This is a genomic window from Acinetobacter sp. 797_lipA (assembly GCF_058243025.1).
Window position 1 is genome coordinate 2,481,607 of record NZ_JBZAYQ010000001.1, and the last position, 17,491, is coordinate 2,499,097.

Annotated in this window: 18 protein-coding genes; 12 read left to right on the forward strand and 6 right to left on the reverse strand. The window is 42.1% G+C overall.

All coding sequences use genetic code 11. The features are described 5' to 3' along the window. Nucleotides 1–15 precede the first annotated feature (15 nt). Nucleotides 16–1,635, forward strand: a complete 1,620-nt coding sequence (locus tag AC4CU2_RS12230; RefSeq protein ID WP_010326229.1) for an oleate hydratase — start codon at nucleotides 16–18, stop codon at nucleotides 1,633–1,635. 471 nt (nucleotides 1,636–2,106) lie between these two features. Then, nucleotides 2,107–2,562, forward strand: coding sequence for a DIP1984 family protein (locus tag AC4CU2_RS12235; RefSeq protein WP_004981209.1), 456 nt, complete (start codon nucleotides 2,107–2,109; stop codon nucleotides 2,560–2,562). A gap of 207 nt (nucleotides 2,563–2,769) precedes the next feature. Here the strand turns inward: AC4CU2_RS12235 and AC4CU2_RS12240 are convergent, their stop codons facing one another. Continuing rightward, nucleotides 2,770–2,973, reverse strand: a complete 204-nt coding sequence (locus AC4CU2_RS12240) for an NF038215 family lipoprotein (RefSeq protein WP_010326228.1) — start codon at nucleotides 2,971–2,973, stop codon at nucleotides 2,770–2,772. Between the two features lie 545 nt (nucleotides 2,974–3,518). On the opposite strand from AC4CU2_RS12240, the gene AC4CU2_RS12245 reads away from it, so the two are divergent. From AC4CU2_RS12245 to AC4CU2_RS12265, 5 genes are all read left to right on the forward strand, one after another. After that, nucleotides 3,519–4,067: a TetR/AcrR family transcriptional regulator gene (locus AC4CU2_RS12245; RefSeq protein WP_005399948.1), complete on the forward strand. Its 549-nt coding sequence runs from the start codon at nucleotides 3,519–3,521 to the stop codon at nucleotides 4,065–4,067. Between the two features lie 17 nt (nucleotides 4,068–4,084). Then, entirely contained in the window at nucleotides 4,085–5,734 is a 1,650-nt protein-coding gene (locus AC4CU2_RS12250) for an MFS transporter (RefSeq protein ID WP_010326227.1), read from the forward strand. A gap of 32 nt (nucleotides 5,735–5,766) precedes the next feature. Continuing rightward, nucleotides 5,767–6,927 carry an HlyD family secretion protein gene (locus tag AC4CU2_RS12255; RefSeq protein WP_005399950.1) on the forward strand — a complete coding sequence of 387 codons (1,161 nt, stop codon included), beginning with the start codon at nucleotides 5,767–5,769 and terminating at the stop codon, nucleotides 6,925–6,927. 62 nt (nucleotides 6,928–6,989) lie between these two features. After that, entirely contained in the window at nucleotides 6,990–7,859 is an 870-nt protein-coding gene (locus tag AC4CU2_RS12260; RefSeq protein ID WP_005399951.1) for a 1-aminocyclopropane-1-carboxylate deaminase/D-cysteine desulfhydrase, read from the forward strand. Nucleotides 7,860–7,923: 64 nt separating this feature from the next. Continuing rightward, nucleotides 7,924–9,123 carry a BaiN/RdsA family NAD(P)/FAD-dependent oxidoreductase gene (locus tag AC4CU2_RS12265; protein ID WP_005399952.1) on the forward strand — a complete coding sequence of 400 codons (1,200 nt, stop codon included), beginning with the start codon at nucleotides 7,924–7,926 and terminating at the stop codon, nucleotides 9,121–9,123. A 21-nt stretch (nucleotides 9,124–9,144) separates the two neighbouring features. On the opposite strand, the gene AC4CU2_RS12270 is transcribed toward AC4CU2_RS12265, so the two are convergent. The 4 genes from AC4CU2_RS12270 to AC4CU2_RS12285 form a co-directional block, all read right to left on the reverse strand. Beyond that, a complete protein-coding gene (locus AC4CU2_RS12270; RefSeq protein WP_005399953.1) occupies nucleotides 9,145–9,297 on the reverse strand; it encodes a hypothetical protein in 153 nt (50 codons plus the stop codon). 167 nt (nucleotides 9,298–9,464) lie between these two features. Further along, entirely contained in the window at nucleotides 9,465–9,656 is a 192-nt protein-coding gene (locus AC4CU2_RS12275) for a hypothetical protein (protein ID WP_010326226.1), read from the reverse strand. Nucleotides 9,657–9,716: 60 nt separating this feature from the next. Then, nucleotides 9,717–11,423, reverse strand: coding sequence for a mechanosensitive ion channel (locus tag AC4CU2_RS12280; protein ID WP_005399955.1), 1,707 nt, complete (start codon nucleotides 11,421–11,423; stop codon nucleotides 9,717–9,719). 163 nt (nucleotides 11,424–11,586) lie between these two features. After that, a complete protein-coding gene (locus AC4CU2_RS12285; protein WP_005399956.1) occupies nucleotides 11,587–11,865 on the reverse strand; it encodes a hypothetical protein in 279 nt (92 codons plus the stop codon). A 287-nt stretch (nucleotides 11,866–12,152) separates the two neighbouring features. Here AC4CU2_RS12285 and AC4CU2_RS12290 point away from each other — a divergent pair, with 287 nt between their 5' ends. The 5 genes from AC4CU2_RS12290 to AC4CU2_RS12310 all read left to right on the forward strand — a co-directional run bounded on the left by AC4CU2_RS12290 (nucleotide 12,153) and on the right by AC4CU2_RS12310 (nucleotide 16,321). Further along, a complete protein-coding gene (locus tag AC4CU2_RS12290) occupies nucleotides 12,153–12,575 on the forward strand; it encodes a hypothetical protein (RefSeq protein ID WP_004694572.1) in 423 nt (140 codons plus the stop codon). Between the two features lie 566 nt (nucleotides 12,576–13,141). Next, entirely contained in the window at nucleotides 13,142–14,086 is a 945-nt protein-coding gene (locus AC4CU2_RS12295; protein WP_490768898.1) for a transporter substrate-binding domain-containing protein, read from the forward strand. 68 nt (nucleotides 14,087–14,154) lie between these two features. After that, entirely contained in the window at nucleotides 14,155–14,898 is a 744-nt protein-coding gene (locus tag AC4CU2_RS12300) for an amino acid ABC transporter permease (RefSeq protein ID WP_004981232.1), read from the forward strand. Continuing rightward, nucleotides 14,898–15,581, forward strand: coding sequence for an ABC transporter permease subunit (locus tag AC4CU2_RS12305; protein ID WP_490768899.1), 684 nt, complete (start codon nucleotides 14,898–14,900; stop codon nucleotides 15,579–15,581). The genes AC4CU2_RS12300 and AC4CU2_RS12305 overlap by 1 nt, the downstream gene beginning before the upstream one ends. A 14-nt stretch (nucleotides 15,582–15,595) precedes the next feature. Continuing rightward, complete coding sequence (locus AC4CU2_RS12310) at nucleotides 15,596–16,321, forward strand: amino acid ABC transporter ATP-binding protein (protein WP_010326224.1); 726 nt, start codon at nucleotides 15,596–15,598, stop codon at nucleotides 16,319–16,321. Nucleotides 16,322–16,384: 63 nt separating this feature from the next. Here AC4CU2_RS12310 and AC4CU2_RS12315 read toward each other — a convergent pair whose 3' ends face one another. Further along, a complete protein-coding gene (locus AC4CU2_RS12315; RefSeq protein ID WP_490769236.1) occupies nucleotides 16,385–17,107 on the reverse strand; it encodes a carbonic anhydrase in 723 nt (240 codons plus the stop codon). Nucleotides 17,108–17,491 lie beyond the last annotated feature (384 nt).

Sequence of the window (17,491 nt, forward strand, 5' to 3'; positions counted from 1 at the left end):
AATTAAAGGTGAACCATGCAAAATAAGAAGCGCACCCCATTAGACGCACAACAGTCCCATCTTTGGATCATTGGTGGTGGTATTGCAGGTATGGCTGCTGCTGCATTTGCGATCCGTGATGCCAAAGTCCCTGCCAAAAATATCCATATTTTAGAAGAACTCGATATTTCAGGTGGCTCGATGGATGGCGGACATACACCGCATGCCGCGCAAGCTTGGGTAACACGTGGTGGGCGAATGCTGACCGATGAAACTTATTTGTGCCTATGGGACTTATTTTCCAGTATTCCATCTTTGGAAAATCCAGACATTTCGGTGCGTGAAGAATGTCGTGAGTTTAATGAAAAATTGAAAACCCACGCCAATGCACGTTTAATTGATGCCGAACATGTCATTGCGGATGCTGCAAAGCTTGGGCTGAATACACTACATCGTGCACAGATGCTGCGCCTATTGGCTTCAAAAGAAGAAAAAATTGGCAGTCGCCGCATTGATGAGTTTTTTGATGAAGCCTTTTTTGAAACCAATTTCTGGCGCATGTGGCGCACGACTTTCGCTTTTCAAAAATGGCACAGTGCAGCAGAGTTAAGACGCTATTTCTTGCGTTTTATTCAAGAATTGCCACGCATTCATACCTTAGCGGGTGTCAAACGTACCAAGTACAATCAATATGACTCGATGATTCTGCCCCTACAGCGTTGGCTAGTCGCACAAGGCGTCGATGTACGTTTTGGACACTATGTCACAGATGCGGACTTCATTACCAATGCTGAAACTCAAAAGCGCCATGCCTCGCGACTATATGTACAATTGCCTGAAGGCTCAGAGCAAATTAATCTGAAAGCCAATGATTTAGCTATTTTCACTTTAGGTTCCATTACCGCGGACTCACGTTATGGTGGTAATCATGACGTGCCTGCCCTCGTTCGTCATCGAGAAGACCATGGCTGGACACTTTGGGAAACACTGGCACAAAAAGCCCCAGACTTTGGCCGTCCAATGACTTTTTATGGCAATGTCGATGAACATAAGTGGGAGTCTTTCACACTAACTATGAAAGATGACGTGTTGCTTAAACGCATTATTGACTATACAGGCAATGAACCAGGTACCGGCGCACTGATGACTTGGTATGAGTCGGGTTGGCATTTATCCATTGTGGTTCCTGCACAGCCACACTTTGCCGACTTACCTGAAGGTTTATATACCTTATGGGGCTACGGTTTCCAAATTGACCATATAGGCGATTACATCAAAAAACCAATGTCCGAAGCCACAGGGCAAGAAATCCTAACAGAACTGATTAAACAGCTCGGTTTTGACGACATTTTAGATCATGTTTTGACAACGACTGATGTTACCACAGCCATGATGCCATACGCCTCTGCCCTGTTTGCCTGCCGTAAACCGGGAGATCGTCCACAGGTGATTCCGCAAGGCTCACAAAACTTTGCTTTCCTTGGACAGTTTGTGGAAATTGAAGATGACGTAGTCTTTACTGTGGAATATTCAGTTCGTGGAGCGATGCTTGCCATTTATGAATTCTTTGGGGTGGAGCGTGAAATCCCTGAAATTTACAATGGTCTGCTTGATCCAAAGGTCGGTTTGAAAGCTTTGGAAACCGTGTTCCACTAAGCTTTTAATATATAGCGATAAGAGCATCTTTATGTCACTACTAATACATAGTTTAATTTAAGCAACGTTTGGATACGCGAGTGTGGCAGGGATGCCACACGTTATCCATCATAATAGGGATGTTATGTATGGATAACAAAGGCTTTTGCTTACTTTTGGCCTATCAAAAGTAAGGTTATTGCCTACGCAAACACCTTTTGTACTTTATTGAAAAGTTGAGGCAATGCACACACCTAGTTTTAAATTGGATAAAAAGAAAAATTAGATAAAACTTTATACCTCATTAGTAAATAAATTGACTAATCAACATAGGAAAAACATCTCCACGTTTTAAACAAAATACCGAAACTGACTAAGTGCTTTTCTATCGTTTTCTCATGATTTTAGATTTCATAAAATTACAAAACTCACTTGCAGCTTTGATTGCACAGAGGCAGCATAAGACTTATCTAAAACTTTAAAAATAAATCTATGAAACTAGCAGAAGCACTTTTATTGCGTAGTGATTTACAAACCAAACTTGCCTCTTTACAACAACGTATCAACAATAATGTGCTAATCCAAGAAGGCGATGAACTGAGTGAAGACCCTAATGCGCTGATGGGTGAGGCCTTTAGTGTAAATACAGAGTTACATCATCTGATTGCAAAAATTCATGCGACCAATGCGCAAGCTAAAACCAGCACGGGTCAATCCATGCTCAGTGTTTTAAACACACGTGATTTACTCACACAACAGCATCGTATTATTCAACAGGCCATCGACAGTTCACGACGTGAAAATGGTCGTTATAGTTCGAGTGAAATTCGCTGGGTTAAAACCATTGCGGTTGCAGACTTGCAAAAACAAGCGGATGCAATTAGCCAGCAACTCAGGCAAAATAACTTAGAGATTCAAGCTTCAAATTGGCAAATCGAACTGATCTAGCCAATTTGAGCCACAACAGTTTGGGCATATTGGGCGAGTACAAGGCCTTTTATACGTTTGTAAGGCTTTAATTCAACAAACGTTTGCAGGAAGTAAGACGTCTACTTCACATTTTCACAAATCTGACGTAGCACAATGCATCTTTTATACTGCACATCGCACCTTGCACCACCATGTACTGACAATATGCCTCCCTATTTTTACCTATTAGTACGCATCAGCCTGTGTAGGCGTTTTCTGATTAAAAGCCATTTCTTGTGATGGAAGTTTATAATCACGATCATGCACAGGAACACCACCAATAATCATGGTACGAGCCTCAGTTCTAGGCTGATTCAAATCCTTTTTTGCATCACACGCGGTCAGTTGAGTGAGCAATAAAACTAATACTAGGGTAGATAAGGTTTTCATCATATCCCCTCATTTATCATTATTGTGCTTTCAGCATAGCACTTTTATTTTTCCAATCCTATCGACTTTGTTACAACTCTTATCTATCTACATGATGGTTCTGTGCGTATTTTTTTATTTCAAGAAAAATCAATCATTCGTTTATAAAACAATAATATAAATGATTTAAGTTAACCAAAATTCGATTTAAATATTTATCCAACGTATTTAAAAAACTATCTTGGCGGAGTCTTATCTTGTTTTATTCAATTTCTTCATCAGCCTGCGGCTCGCCCTACTTTTGTTTCGACAAAAGTAGGCAAAACCATTGTCATCTGCAAAACCTGTTCATTTCTTGGATTTATTAAAATATAGCGAATAAAACATTATCTTATTTACACCATGCAGGTTGCAGATGACGTTTCCGAATCGCCCATTTCTTATCGAAATTAGATTAAATTAGAAAAAGACAAAGTAATTTACAAAATCTTACAGGATTGAATATTTACAACGGACACTTTTGTCCGTTAAATAATAGCACTTCCAAATTAAATGAAATAATCACCATGACCAGTCGTCAACAGCGTGCTGCACAAAACCGTGAGGAATTGCTGGAAGCCGCAGTTCAGGTTTTTCGTACACACGGTATCAATGCCCCCTTACAACAGGTGATTGATGCAGCAAATGTCGGACGGGCGACGTTTTATCGTAATTTTGATGACCGTCGTGCCTTGGTGATTGCATTGATGGAACAAGCCTTAGAGCGTCTCGCAGTTCGTGCAGAAGCGTTTTCTCAATATGAAGATGGTTTTATTCGTTTAATTGAAAACCATGTCTATAACTTACCGTATTTGACTGCACTGATGGAATACTGGCGGGTGATTGAGCGTGATGATCCAGTCATGGTCGATATCTACGCGCGTCGCGATGCCATTTTGCAACCGCTGATTGATCAAGCCATTCAGCACGGCGTGTGTCGCCCCGATTTAACCACCCAAGATTACGCCATGATTACGGCTATTTTAAGGACTTCATTTCAGGGACTGACCGATACAGAACAACAGCAACTTGCACAACGTGCAATTGAGCTGTTACTCAATGGTATTCGGGCATAAAGTAGAGGTCACAACTCATGACACAGCCTCCGCGTTTACTTGAACCCGCGCCAAACTGGACCCCCGAAGAAAAGCCAACCCTGCCCGGCTCTCCTGCCGTGATCGCACACTCCACACCTAAGCGCTTCATATATTTTTTTATTGGCTTATTTGTCGCATTGTCTGCGAGTCTTAGTAATGGTTTTATTACTGCAAATTTGCCCTTAATTCAGGGTGAATATGGACTCACTCCTTCTGAGGTGGCATGGATTCCTGCGGCTTATGTCATGGCAAATGTCAGTGCTAACCTAATTCTATTTAAAGCCCGTCAGCAATATGGTCTGCGTCTATTTTCTGAAATTGGTCTACTGATTTTTATTGCGGTTTTGGTTTTACACGTCTTTGTGCATACCTTTGAAATGGCGGTATTGGTACGTTTTATTAGCGGCATGGTTGCAGCACCTCTCAGTTCCTTAGGCATGTATTACATTATGCAGGCCTTTAAGCGAGAAAATTTTGGTCGCAGTATCTATTTGGCTTTGGGCTTTCAACAGCTCGGTATTCCCTTAGCATGGATCATTTCTCCCTATCTCATTGACGTGAATAACTGGAATGTCCTGTATACCTTTGAAATTGGGTTAGCCCTGTGCTGTTTCGCAATGGTGGTGTCGCTTAAGTTGCCGCGCAGTTTAAGAATTGCTGTTTTTGAAAAGCAGGACTTCTTCACCTTTGCACTACTTGCACCTGGTTTTGCCTTTTTGTGTATTGTGCTGACCCAAGGACCAATCTTGTGGTGGTTTGAAGCAAAGTGGTTGGCGTACCTTTTAATTGCAGGGTTCAGCCTAATTGTGATTGGTTTGGTCTACGAGCATTATCGGGTCAATCCTCTGATTATGACGCGTTGGCTGGGGACATCATCTACGCTTCGTTTTATTATCGGTGCCTTTGCAATTCGCTTCTTAATGTCGGAGCAAAGCTATGCTGCGGTAAATTTTCTCAAAACTATGGGCATGGGCCCCGATCAATTTGTTCCGCTCTATGTGGTGATCTTTTTCGGCATCGTGTCTGGAACCTTATTTAGTGCCATCACTTTTTCACGTGAACGGATTATTTGGCACCTGCTGTTAGCAGAAGCTTTGGTGTTGATTGCTTGTGGGTTGGATTTTCACCTCACCAGCGATATTCGTCCTTCCAACTTTTACGGTAGTCAGTTTTTGGTGGGCTTTGCCAGTGGTGTTTTTATTGGCCCACTCTTGATCACAGGGATCTTAAGCGCCATGCAAAAAGGTCCCACCCATATTGTCACGTTTATTGTTTTATTTTCAGCGACCCAAACTTTTGGTGGCTTAGTCGGTTCATCCTTTTACTCCACCTATCAACAGGTTCGAACTCAAAACTACCGTGCCGAAATGATTCAACAACTGCCCGAAACCAATCCATTGATTGCACAGCGTCTTTTAGCGTATCAACAAAGTTCGCATAGCTACACGCTCGATCAGCAGTTAGAGCAGCAACAAGCCTTAAAAAATCTAAATCAGGTGGTAACCCGAGAGGCTCAAGTGCGTGCCTATAACGATGTGATTAGCTTCAATGGCGTCGTGGCCATGCTGCTGTTGCTGTGGGGAACATTACTGATTGCACGGAATCAATACCAACTGCGCCAACAAGCGAAAATCGGTCATACCTAATGCCACTGCTCCCTATTTATTGAGAAATTGTTATGTCTGAAGATCAAAAACCAGCAGCTCCGACTGAAACAACCGAAACTTCTGAAAATGCGGCTGAGGCTGAACAGCCGACGGCAACAGCAACAACGGTTACGCCACCTTCGAGCAAACTGATTCCAACAGCGAAACGTACGCTAATCTTGATGTTTTTAGTACTCATCATCGGGATTGGGATCATTTTATGGGCATGGAAAATTGGGCCATTTGACAGTACCGTTGAGTCAACCGACAACAGCTATGTCAAAGGCAAAACCACGGTGCTTTCTTCGCAAATTAACGGCTATGTCAAAGATGTGTTGGTCAGTGATTTTGATCACGTCAAAAAAGGACAGGTATTGATGCATATCGATGCCACCACCTATGACCAAAAAGTCACACAGGCTGAAGCAGGAGTGGATCAAGCGCAAAATAACCTATCTAATCAAACCCAAAATATTGCACAGCGTAAAGCCGATATTATCGCGGCAGAAGCCAAGGTCGAACAAGCGCGAGCAGCGTATCAATTGTCACAAGCACAACAACAGCGCTATCAACAGTTGAGAGACACAGGTGCAGCGTCTAAATCGGAACAAGACAAAGCCTTTGCCGATACCCAAAATAATTTAGCCTTACTGCAACAAGCACAGGCCAATGTATTGGTGGCAAAAGAAGCGCTCAAAACCGCGCAAGTGGCTGAAACAGGACTCAAAGCGCAAGTAACCAATGCCGCGGCACAACTGGATCAAGCCCAAACCACCAAAAACTACAGCAGTATTATCGCCCCGATGGATGGGCAACTGGGTGAAGTCAATCCGCGTGTGGGACAATATGTGGCAGCAGGTACACAATTGCTCTATCTGATTCCACAACAGACTTGGGTCACGGCTAACTTTAAAGAAACTCAAATTGCCAATATGAAAATTGGGCAAAAAGCATGGTTCACGGTAGATGCCTTAAATCATCAGAAATTTACAGGTCATGTCGAACAAATTTCCCCTGCGGCAGGCTCAGAGTTCAGTGTGCTTAAAGCTGATAATGCTACGGGTAACTTTACCAAAGTGGTGCAACGCATTGCGGTACGGATTGCGATTGACCCGAATCAAACGGGCATTGAAAATTTACGCCCCGGCATGTCCGTAATTAGTTCGGTCGATACTCAATCTGCACAGCATTAACCCTGTACAGAAACCACGACTTTTCACTTACACTATGCTCTGAGCCAAGTTGATAAAATCCTATGTTTGACCAGATTGCACAGTCCATTCCCTATCAGCACATAAGCGTTGGTGGGATCAATATCAGCATCAAACGTTTGGACTTGGTCCATCCACACATTTCAGGCAATAAATTTTTTAAACTGAAATACAATCTGTTGGCGGCACAGCAACAGGGCTATAAAAAACTCCTGACCTTCGGCGGAGCATATTCCAATCATATTGCCGCGACGGCCTATACAGCGCAGTTATTTGGATTTGAAAGTCTAGGCATTATTCGAGGTGAAGAGCTAGCCAGTAAACCCTTAAACCCAACTCTAAATACAGCACAGCAATTCGGCATGCAGTTGCAGTTTGTGACCCGTGAAGCCTATCGACAAAAGCAAAGCCCAGCATATTTAGTGCAGTTACAACAAGATTATCCTGACTATTATGTGATTCCTGAAGGAGGGACGAATTCCCTTGCCATTCAAGGCTGCACAGAAATTCTTTCTGATGAAGATCGACAAAATTACGATCTGATTTGTTGCGCTGTGGGGACGGGTGGCACCATTGCAGGTCTGATTGAAGCCAGTACTTCACAACAGCAAATTTTGGGCTTCTCCGCACTCAAAGGCGATTTCCTAAGCACCGAAGTCGAACAACTGACCGAAAAAAGGAATTGGCAAATCACCGACCAATATTGCTGTGGGGGCTATGCCAAAACCACGCCTGAACTACTGCAATTTATTCAAGACTTTGAGCAGCAATATGACATTGCACTGGAACAGATTTACACAGGCAAAATGCTGTTGGGCTTAACCGATTTAATTCAACAAGGTGCATTTGCACTAGATCATCGCATTTTGGTGATTCATTCAGGTGGGCTGCAAGGTCGTTTAGCCACGCTTTAGATAGTCCTGAAAAAGCAAAAAAGATGGTCTATAATGCCCTGCTTTATTCTCCCGTGAGTGTGTCATGTCCACAAATCAATATGATGTCTTAGTTTTAGGTGCAGGTGCATCTGGCTTAATGACAGCCTATATGGCAGCTCAACGCGGACGTAAAGTGGTGGTGGTAGAAAAAGCCAATAAAGTCGGTAAAAAAATTCTCATGTCGGGTGGCGGTAAATGTAACTTTACCAACCTTTATGTCGAGCCAAGCAACTTTATTTCACATAATCCGCACTTTGTAATTTCAGCCCTGACCCGCTATACCAATTGGGACTTTATTGGTCTCGTTTGTGAGTACGGCATTGAATATGAAGAACGTAAACATGGTCAGCTCTTCACCCTCAATGGCGCTAAAGAAATTTTAGCTATGCTGTTAAGTGAGTGTGAAAAAACAGGTTTGGTCGACATTAAAACCAACTGTGAAGTGAAAGCCATCACCGCCCTAGAAAAGCAAGGTTTTCAAATTGCCACAACACTGGGTTATTTTGAAGCAGAATCTGTAGTAATCGCATCAGGTGGTTTATCTATTCCAACCTTAGGCGGTTCAGGCATTGGTTATGAGATTGCAAAACAATTTGGTCATCATGTGTATCCGACTCGCGCAGGTTTAGTGCCTTTTACCTTCTCGGACAGTTTTAAAGAAGTGACCACACGCTTAAGTGGCAATGCTGTAGATGCAACTTTATCGAATGATTTAAATTCTTTCACCGAAGCTCTTTTATTTACCCATCGAGGACTCAGTGGACCAAGCTCGCTACAGCTTTCAAATTATTGGGATGTGGGACAAAGCTTCAAAATTGATTTCCTACCCAGCGTGGATTTACACGACTACTTAAAAGCCAAGAAACAGAGTCAACCCAAAGCCCTGCTTCGCACTTTATTGGGTGAACACTTTCCTAAAAGTGTGGTGGTTGAACTGCAAAACCTCATTTGGCCTGAGCTGGCTGAAACAGCGATTGGTCAGTTGTCAGATGAAAAACTGGAGCAGATTGCAACGCGCTTGCATGCATTTGAAGTCAAACCATCAGGAACAGAAGGCTACCGTACTGCTGAGGTGACTTTAGGTGGCGTAGATACCACCGAGGTTTCATCGAAAACCATGGAAAGTAAAAAGCAAAAAGGCCTGTACTTTGTGGGTGAAATATTGGATGTGACAGGACATTTGGGCGGTTTTAACTTCCAATGGGCATGGTCATCTGCACATGCAGCATCAGAATATGTCTAAACCATCTGCTTAAATGATAAATTATTCTAAATAATCAGTGCGTAGCAGTACGCACTGCTTTTGCTTCCGCTGACGGGCAAGTGCTAAGTCCATTTTCGCAATGGCAATATGGACATGGCTCGGCTGGATCACTGAACGTTTCGCCATCAATGTTTTTTTTAATATTTGTATCATCTGTTTTTTCCTTTTTAAACTGCAATTTATAAAAATAAATCGTGAAATGTCCATGCAGCTATCACAAAAGTATAGGCATGTAAGTATTTCTAATTTATGAAATATCCATATTCCACATGCATCAAACATACCAAATTAAATTTCATTCCACACTATAGACTTTTGTATTATTTTTCATCAGATTCATCCGCATCACGGCCTTCAGTTGCCGCAGTCGGTATTTTTTCAACATTAGCGTGTGTTGTTGTATCGATCTTCGGTTTTGCAAATACAAATTTATAAGCACTCACAAAAAATCCAACCGTAATACCTGCAATGATGATTGGGGCAAAGTATTTATTTGGGGCTTTTTTTGACATCGGTTTACTCCAATAAAAAACACCAACCACCATCAGTGGTCGGTGTTTAGGGTGATTAATTTAGTCTGGATCTTTGGGATGAACATCAATATCTTGCTCAGCTTCACCCGTTGAACCAAAAGGTTTATTTAAAGGTTTATGCGCAGGATCGACCTCTGCTGTAGTTGGAATATCATCTGCATGTTGATATTCCTCTGCAACCGTTGGTGTATCCATTTGCTCTTTCAGTGAGGCATGCTCTTCTTTGCCTTGTGCGGATTGTGTGCTTTCAGCTTTGGCCTGATAAAGTGGATTCGGTTGCGTACCTTCTTTTTTGGCTTTATCTAACAAATCGGTCAAAACCCGTTCCGCAGGTTGACGCCCACCGAGACCAAAAGCCAGTGCAAAAGCAATAGCAACCGCACCAAGCGTTAAGCCAAAGGCCAAATTCACAATCGAATCTGCGATACCCATTGCACGCAAGCCCATCGCCAATACCAAGCCAATGATCAAGACACGTACAATGTTCGCCACCCAACGAGAGCTGTTGTATTCACCACGCTCAATCACCTGAGCAACCAAGTTCGCCAGCCAGAAGCCCACGCCCAGAATGACTGCACCCAATAGGATGTTTGCACCAAACTGGATAAACATCGCAATCAAACCACTGATCTGTTCAAAGCCGAGTCGATTTGCTGCTTCAGAGACCGCAAATAGCATGGTAAAGAACACAATAAAATAACCCACAACGCAAGATGCTTTGGTGTTTCCTAAGAAACGTTGCAAGCCAACTTTGTTTGGAATGTCATCTACACCTGTTCCCGACAAGACTTCAACCACAAGGCTTGCAACAAAACGTGACACTACATAGGCCAAAATTAAAATCAATGCCGCCGCAATGATGTGCGGAATCGCATTCATGATTTCATACAGCATGGCCGTCGCTGGTTGAGAAATTGCATCAATGCCTAAAGCTTCAAACGCAATAATCAGCGCTGTGATAATAACCATTGCAAAAACAAAAGATCCGAGCACTTTAGCCAAATCTGAGTTTTTAAACAGTCCTACTTTTTCAACCTGTTTTTGTACATCTAGGCTTCTCAATAAGCCCTCAATAATGCCCCGTACAATTTTGGCTAGAATATAACCTGCAAAAACAATTACACCCGCAATAAAGATATTTGGTAGATACAGTACGGCTTCATTGACCATATTTTGGATCGGAAAGAGCAGCCCAGTCAGACCGAGTATCGACAAAACAATGGGTAAGAATAGTAATAAAATCAACCAATAGACAATTTCACTAATGTTTTGACTCAGCGTACTGACTCCGACATCCTGACTGAGTTTTTCATCTAACTGAGTCCGATCCAATCCTTTTTGTAAACCCACTTTGACCAGCTTTGCCACAATCCAGCCAATAAAGCCCACAGCAACAGCAGCCAACAATTGTGGTATAAACAACAAGAACTGTTGAACCATATTACTAAATGGCCCACTTACACTGGTGAGATTGAGAACATTGAGTGCACCGATCACCGCAATAATCAAAATCAGCCAAAACACAACTCGAGAAATAATATTTTCAATATTCGAGCGATGGCCAGTAGCACTGGAAAGTTTTTGGTTGGTCCCGAGTTTGGTTAAAACCTTTTTCACAGCACCTGCAATCAATAATGCAATAATCCAACCAATGATCAGGATGGCGATTGCGGACAGGATCGGGTGAAACTGGTCCCAATAATACATCGCATCAAATCGACCCTGATGCCCTACATAATCATTCATTTTGTTCTCCCTCTTGTTGTGTCTACATCACAGCGACCTTTGCTCAACTACAGATTTTAGTTTTGAAGTGATTGTCTGCCATGAGGTATGAATGCGAAATGGAATACCTTTTGATGACTGCTAAAGAAAAAACCCCTGTACATTACAAGGGCTTTAGTCACATTTAGCGGTCAGTTGCAGTCGCTGTATTGCTATCGTTGGCTGTCGCTTCGTCACCTGCTGTTGCAGTGGTACTGTTATTTGGTGTTGCAGGCTCTGCACTCGGATTCGGATGTCCTGGAGGCGCCTCATTCGGATTTGGCTTGGTATCTGCAAACATATAAAATAATAATGCGATTAAGAAAATTCCGACCAATGCCAATATATACAAGGGCACGCGTTTTTTCTTCTGCCGCTCCTCTGGCGTTTGTACATGGGACGGTTTATTGAAATCATGTGTCATAGCTCCCCCTCAATTTTCTATTATCAAGTTGTCGAATTCTCATACTAACAACTGCTTGTGTAGCATTGTGTTTCAAAGCATAGTGAGATAGTAAACAAGCGCTTTATTTTAAGTTAAGTTGTTATTTTTTATGGTTTTAAAAACAGTCACTCTTCTGTCAAATCAATGTTAAAGGTCATATAAAAAGTATTTCATATAGGCGTAGACAAAAAGAGTCTGGCGAACAGCGCTCTTCAACTGAATTTGCGCTATAATTATGCACCTTGTTTTAGCTGTTTTTGGACTTTATGGCATATCGTCAACAAAGTGTAACGCTTGATTTAGACACTGATGTTACGCACCAATGTCATTTGCACTACACGCGAGACCAACATCTTATTGGTATTATTGAATTTTCTAAGCCTAGTTATATTCTAAAATGGGGCGATCTGGAGTTTTTCCGTCGTCGTACTGAAGAGTTTTCAGTGATGCCTTTTCCTGAATGTGTCAATGCCATGATTATTGACATTCGAAATGTGCAAGCCTTTTTAGACAATGAAACACCCATCATTCCTTGGCGCTTACTGGAAGAAGAATGTCCTGTGCGTTTAGTTGTACCTCAAGACCGTTTAGATCACTATATTGGACTGTTTGAGCCAACATGGCTGACGACGGATATTGAAACGGCTATTTCTGAAATCCGTGAATATATGGATATGTTTGTGCACTAAGCACTTCTTGATACACACCTGCTCATCTCCTCCCCTTGCGATTGTGCCCCGTCATTTGTTCATAACGTACAGTCGCTTTTATTTTTTATTTTTAATCCTCTGCGGAAAACGTAGGACAGTAAACCGAATCTAACTGACCTTTATATACTGCGTCCTAAAACGGATCATCTTCAAAATAAAGCACTTTTCTTTGCTATTGCAGTTTTAGCATGTTCTACACGAACAAAATCCATTCTGTCATGCATCCATAACGAAACGCATAGCCAACCCTGTGGCATTAGACATTAGCCTAATAAAATGAATTATAAAACTTGAAATGGCACGCATTATGCATAATTTTCTTTTTAATATCAGAGGAATATAGCGATGCACTTATTTAAAGCATTATTAACAAAATATTAAAAATCCCACTTGAGCAGCAAAAGCAATCTCGATTAAGATGCAGACTAAGCTGTAAAAAAATACCATAAAAAGAACATCTTTTGCACAGAATAAAGCTTTAACCCAATTCTGACGTTTTTGATAAAAACAATGCAATTGATGCTGCAAACAAAAGGAGTTTGTACATGACCATGCAACGTAATCTTTCTGCCTTATTTTGTGCAAGTGCACTTGCGCTGAGCCTCAGTGCATGTAGCGACAACAAAGCACCTGCAACGGATGCAGCTAGCACTGGCGCAGATGCTTCACAGTCAGGCACTTTAGATAAGATTAAAAAATCAGGAACCATTGTTTTAGGTTACCGTGACTCCTCTATTCCATTCTCCTATATCGCAGATAATCCAAATCAACCTGTCGGTTATGCACATGATTTACAGCTCAAAGTGGTTGAGGCTGTTAAACAAAAGCTGAATATGCCTGATTTGAAAGTTCGCTATAACTTAGTCACCAGCCAAAACCGTATTCCATTGGTTTCAAATGGCACAGTCGATCTTGAATGCGGTTCAACTACAAACAACAAAGAACGCCAGCAACAAGTTGATTTTTCTGTGGGCTTCTTTGAAGTGGGTTCACGTTTACTTACTGCAACCGATTCAGGTGTGAAGGACTTTGATGACTTAAAAGGCAAAAAATTAGTAACGACAGCAGGAACAACCTCTGAACGCTATATCCGTCAGCATGAAAAAGAACTCGGTATTGGTGAAGTGATTTCTGCCAAAGACCATGCTGAATCATTCTTAATGCTGCAAAGTGGTCGTGCTGCTGCGTTTATGATGGATGACATTTTACTTGCTGGAGAAAAATCGAAAGCCAAAGATCCAAACAAGTGGCACATTGTTGGTACAGCACCAATTCAAGAAGTTTATGGCTGCATGTTGCGTAAAGGCGATACTGGCTTTAAGCAAGTGGTTGATGATGCAATTAAAGCTACTTATAGCTCAGGTGAAATTAACAAGATGTACAACAAATGGTTTGAACAACCAATTCCACCGAAAAACATTAACCTGAACTTTGCTATGTCAGACCAACTTAAAGCCTTAATTGCAAACCCACATGACCGTGATCAGTAAACGATAAGGGAAAGATTAATGTTCACTCAGGCAAAGTTTCTTTGCCTGACCTATTTTAGGGGATTGTCATGAATTATACCTGGAACTGGGGCGTCCTTTGGCAATCCACAGGCGTCGGAGATAGCACCTATCTCAGTTGGATTTTAATTGGTTTAGGCTGGCTGGTTGTTATTGCCATTGTGGCTTGGAGCATTGCAATGGTGCTCGGAAGTATTCTCGGCATTATGCGCACGCTTCCCAATAAAACCGCACGTGCTATCGGCACTGGCTACGTCACCATTTTTCGTAATGTACCGCTACTGATCCAATTATTTATTTGGTTTTATGTTGTGCCGAATTTCTTACCTGGCCCGATTAAGTCATGGTGGATTAACGATTTAAGTGCAGGAACAACAGCGCTGATTTCAGCCAGTATCGGTCTTGGACTGTTTACCGCAGCACGTGTCTGCGAACAAGTCCGTACAGGCATTGAAGCCTTACCTACAGGACAGGTCAATGCAGGTTATGCCATGGGGTTTAGTACCGCACAACTATACCGCTATGTCATTTTACCGCAGTCCTTCCGTACGATTTTGCCGCCTCTGAGCTCCGAGCTGACCAACTGCGTCAAAAATACTTCTGTAGCCTCTTTAGTTGGGGTCTCCGAGATTATTTCTCAGATGAAAACCATCAGCGAATATACACAGAACACCATCGAAATCTATACCTATGTCACGATTATTTTCATCGTTATCAACGTGTGCCTAATTACCTTAATGACGCTGCTTGAAAAACGTTTACGTGTCCCAGGTTTAATTGCAGGAGCTAAATAATGGAATGGCTCACCGCATTTATCCATGATTTGCAGTTATCTGCACCTGCCCTATGGCATGGTTTAAGCATCACTTTAAAAGTGGTCATCATCGCCACCATTGGCGGTATTTTCATTGGCACGCTGTTGGCACTGATGCGTTTGTCTTCAATTCGCATCTTGAATTTAATTGCCCAAGGCTATGTCAATTTATTCCGCTCGATTCCTCTACTGTTGGTATTGATGTGGTTCTACTTTGCTGTACCGTTCATCTACACCACAGTCACGGGAAATTACCTGACCATTGATACCGCTTTGGTCTCAAGTATTGTGGCGTTCATGTTGTTTGAAGCGGCTTATTTCTCGGAAATTGTACGTGCAGGGATTCAATCGATTCCTAAAGGACAGTCTGCCGCGGCTTATGCACTAGGCATGACCTATGGTCAGTCCATGCGTTTAATCATTTTGCCGCAAGCCTTTCGTAAAATGACACCACTGCTGTTACAACAAACCATCATTTTGTTCCAAGACTCGACCATGGTATACGCCATTGGCCTACTCGACTTCTTCCGCACCAACTACGTGCGGGGCGATTTGATGTCTCTATTAACGCAATATATTTTATTTGCAGGCTTGGTGTATTTCAGCATCAGTATGCTAGCCACATATGCCGTAAAACGATTACAAAGGAGGTTAAGCGTATGAGCGACCAAAAAGTAATGATTGACCTCCAAAATGTCAGTAAATGGTATGGCGATTTTCAAGTATTAACCGATTGCACCACACAAATTTGCCAAGGTGAAGTGGTGGTGGTCTGTGGTCCATCCGGCTCAGGCAAATCGACCCTGATTAAAACAGTGAATGGACTGGAAGCTTTCCAACAAGGTCAAATCACCGTCGATGGAATTCCCATCAAAGACCCTAAAACAGATTTGACCAAATTACGTAGTCGCGTGGGCATGGTGTTTCAGCACTTCGAGTTGTTTCCGCATCTCAGCATTACTGAAAATTTAACCATTGCCCAAATTAAAGTATTGGGACGCTCTGAAGCTGAAGCGAAAAAGAAAGGCTTAGGCTATTTAGAACGGGTTGGGCTGAGTGCACATGCACATAAATTTCCAGCACAACTTTCAGGTGGACAACAACAACGTGTCGCAATTGCCCGTGCATTAAGCATGGATCCGATTGCCATGTTGTTTGATGAGCCTACATCGGCGCTTGACCCTGAAATGATTAATGAAGTTCTTGATGTGATGGTCGAGTTGGCACATGAAGGCATGACCATGATGTGTGTCACCCATGAAATGGGCTTTGCCCGCCAAGTCGCCAACCGTGTGTTATTTATGGATCAAGGTAAAATTGTTGAAGACTGTAGCAAAGATGATTTCTTTAACACCAAACGTGGTGATCGTGCTCAACAGTTCTTAGACAAGATCTTGCACTAGTACAGACGTCTTATCCCACCTTAAAAAAAGCAGATCATACGATCTGCTTTTTTAATTCACGCTCTAGTCTAAAACCAAGCGCGCATTGGTGGCTTGAACAGGACGATTATTCGGATACCCCATCAGTGCAGCGAAGTTTGTGATTTGCTGTGCTGATGCCTGCTGAATATCTTTTAAGACCACCCAACGTACACCTTCAGTACACGGCGGTGTCGTGAGCGAACCATTAAAGCGGTAGTACTCGCGATGTGTCGGCAGAAATTGATCTGCGTTTAAATTGAGTGCTTTTTGGGGTTGCCTATATTGCTGCCATAGTCCATCAAGTGCTTGATTCTTTTTCCCTTGTTCATACATCACCGCAACCACAGCCAGCTCGCCTTTTTCAGAAGCATGAACTAAATGTAATTCCATCGGAAAACTTTTGCCGTGGATCGTATTTTCAGAAGGGCTATGTAAATGCATTTGTAATAATTGAAATCGTTCTCCCTCTAAACTTAAATAACTGCCTTGCTGAAAATTGGCTTGTAAAGTATGAGGAAGCTTCACGATACTCGTTGCAGCCGTTTTATAATCAAAATCAAGTGGTGCAAGGTCTGCTGAAATCACATGCTCGATATTAATGGGCGATTGATTATGCCCCGCACAAGTTTGGTATTTGCTATTGAGCTGGCTCCAATACTGCGGTGCTGTTTGTGCTTGATAACTCCAATCCGAAGTTACTTCACTACTGGCCCAAGCCATCACACATGGGAGACCAAACAATGTTGCTATTAGTTTTTTCTTCATCATAATCCATCAAAAAATATCAGTTTAAAACGCCCCAATATCCTCTAAGAAATCACGCTCAAGCAGCAAAACCTAAAATGCCAATTCTGCTGCTTGTCTTTGTTTTTTGTGCAAACTCTGTAATCATCACTTTTCAGCAAAAAGCCAATATTGCCCGACTATTTTTTCTCGTTGTAGATGTAAAACGATCAAATAGGACTGATCATATATGACAATAATTACAATTAATTACATGTAGTTATGTGATCATTCATCTTTTATCTGTGATAAATTAAAATAAGAATGAGAAAATACAATCATGTTTAAAAACTTTCACTGATGCACAATCAGCACGCACATTTCATGGCATGAGCGTTCCAAAAGAGAACAAAGCAACGAAGACTC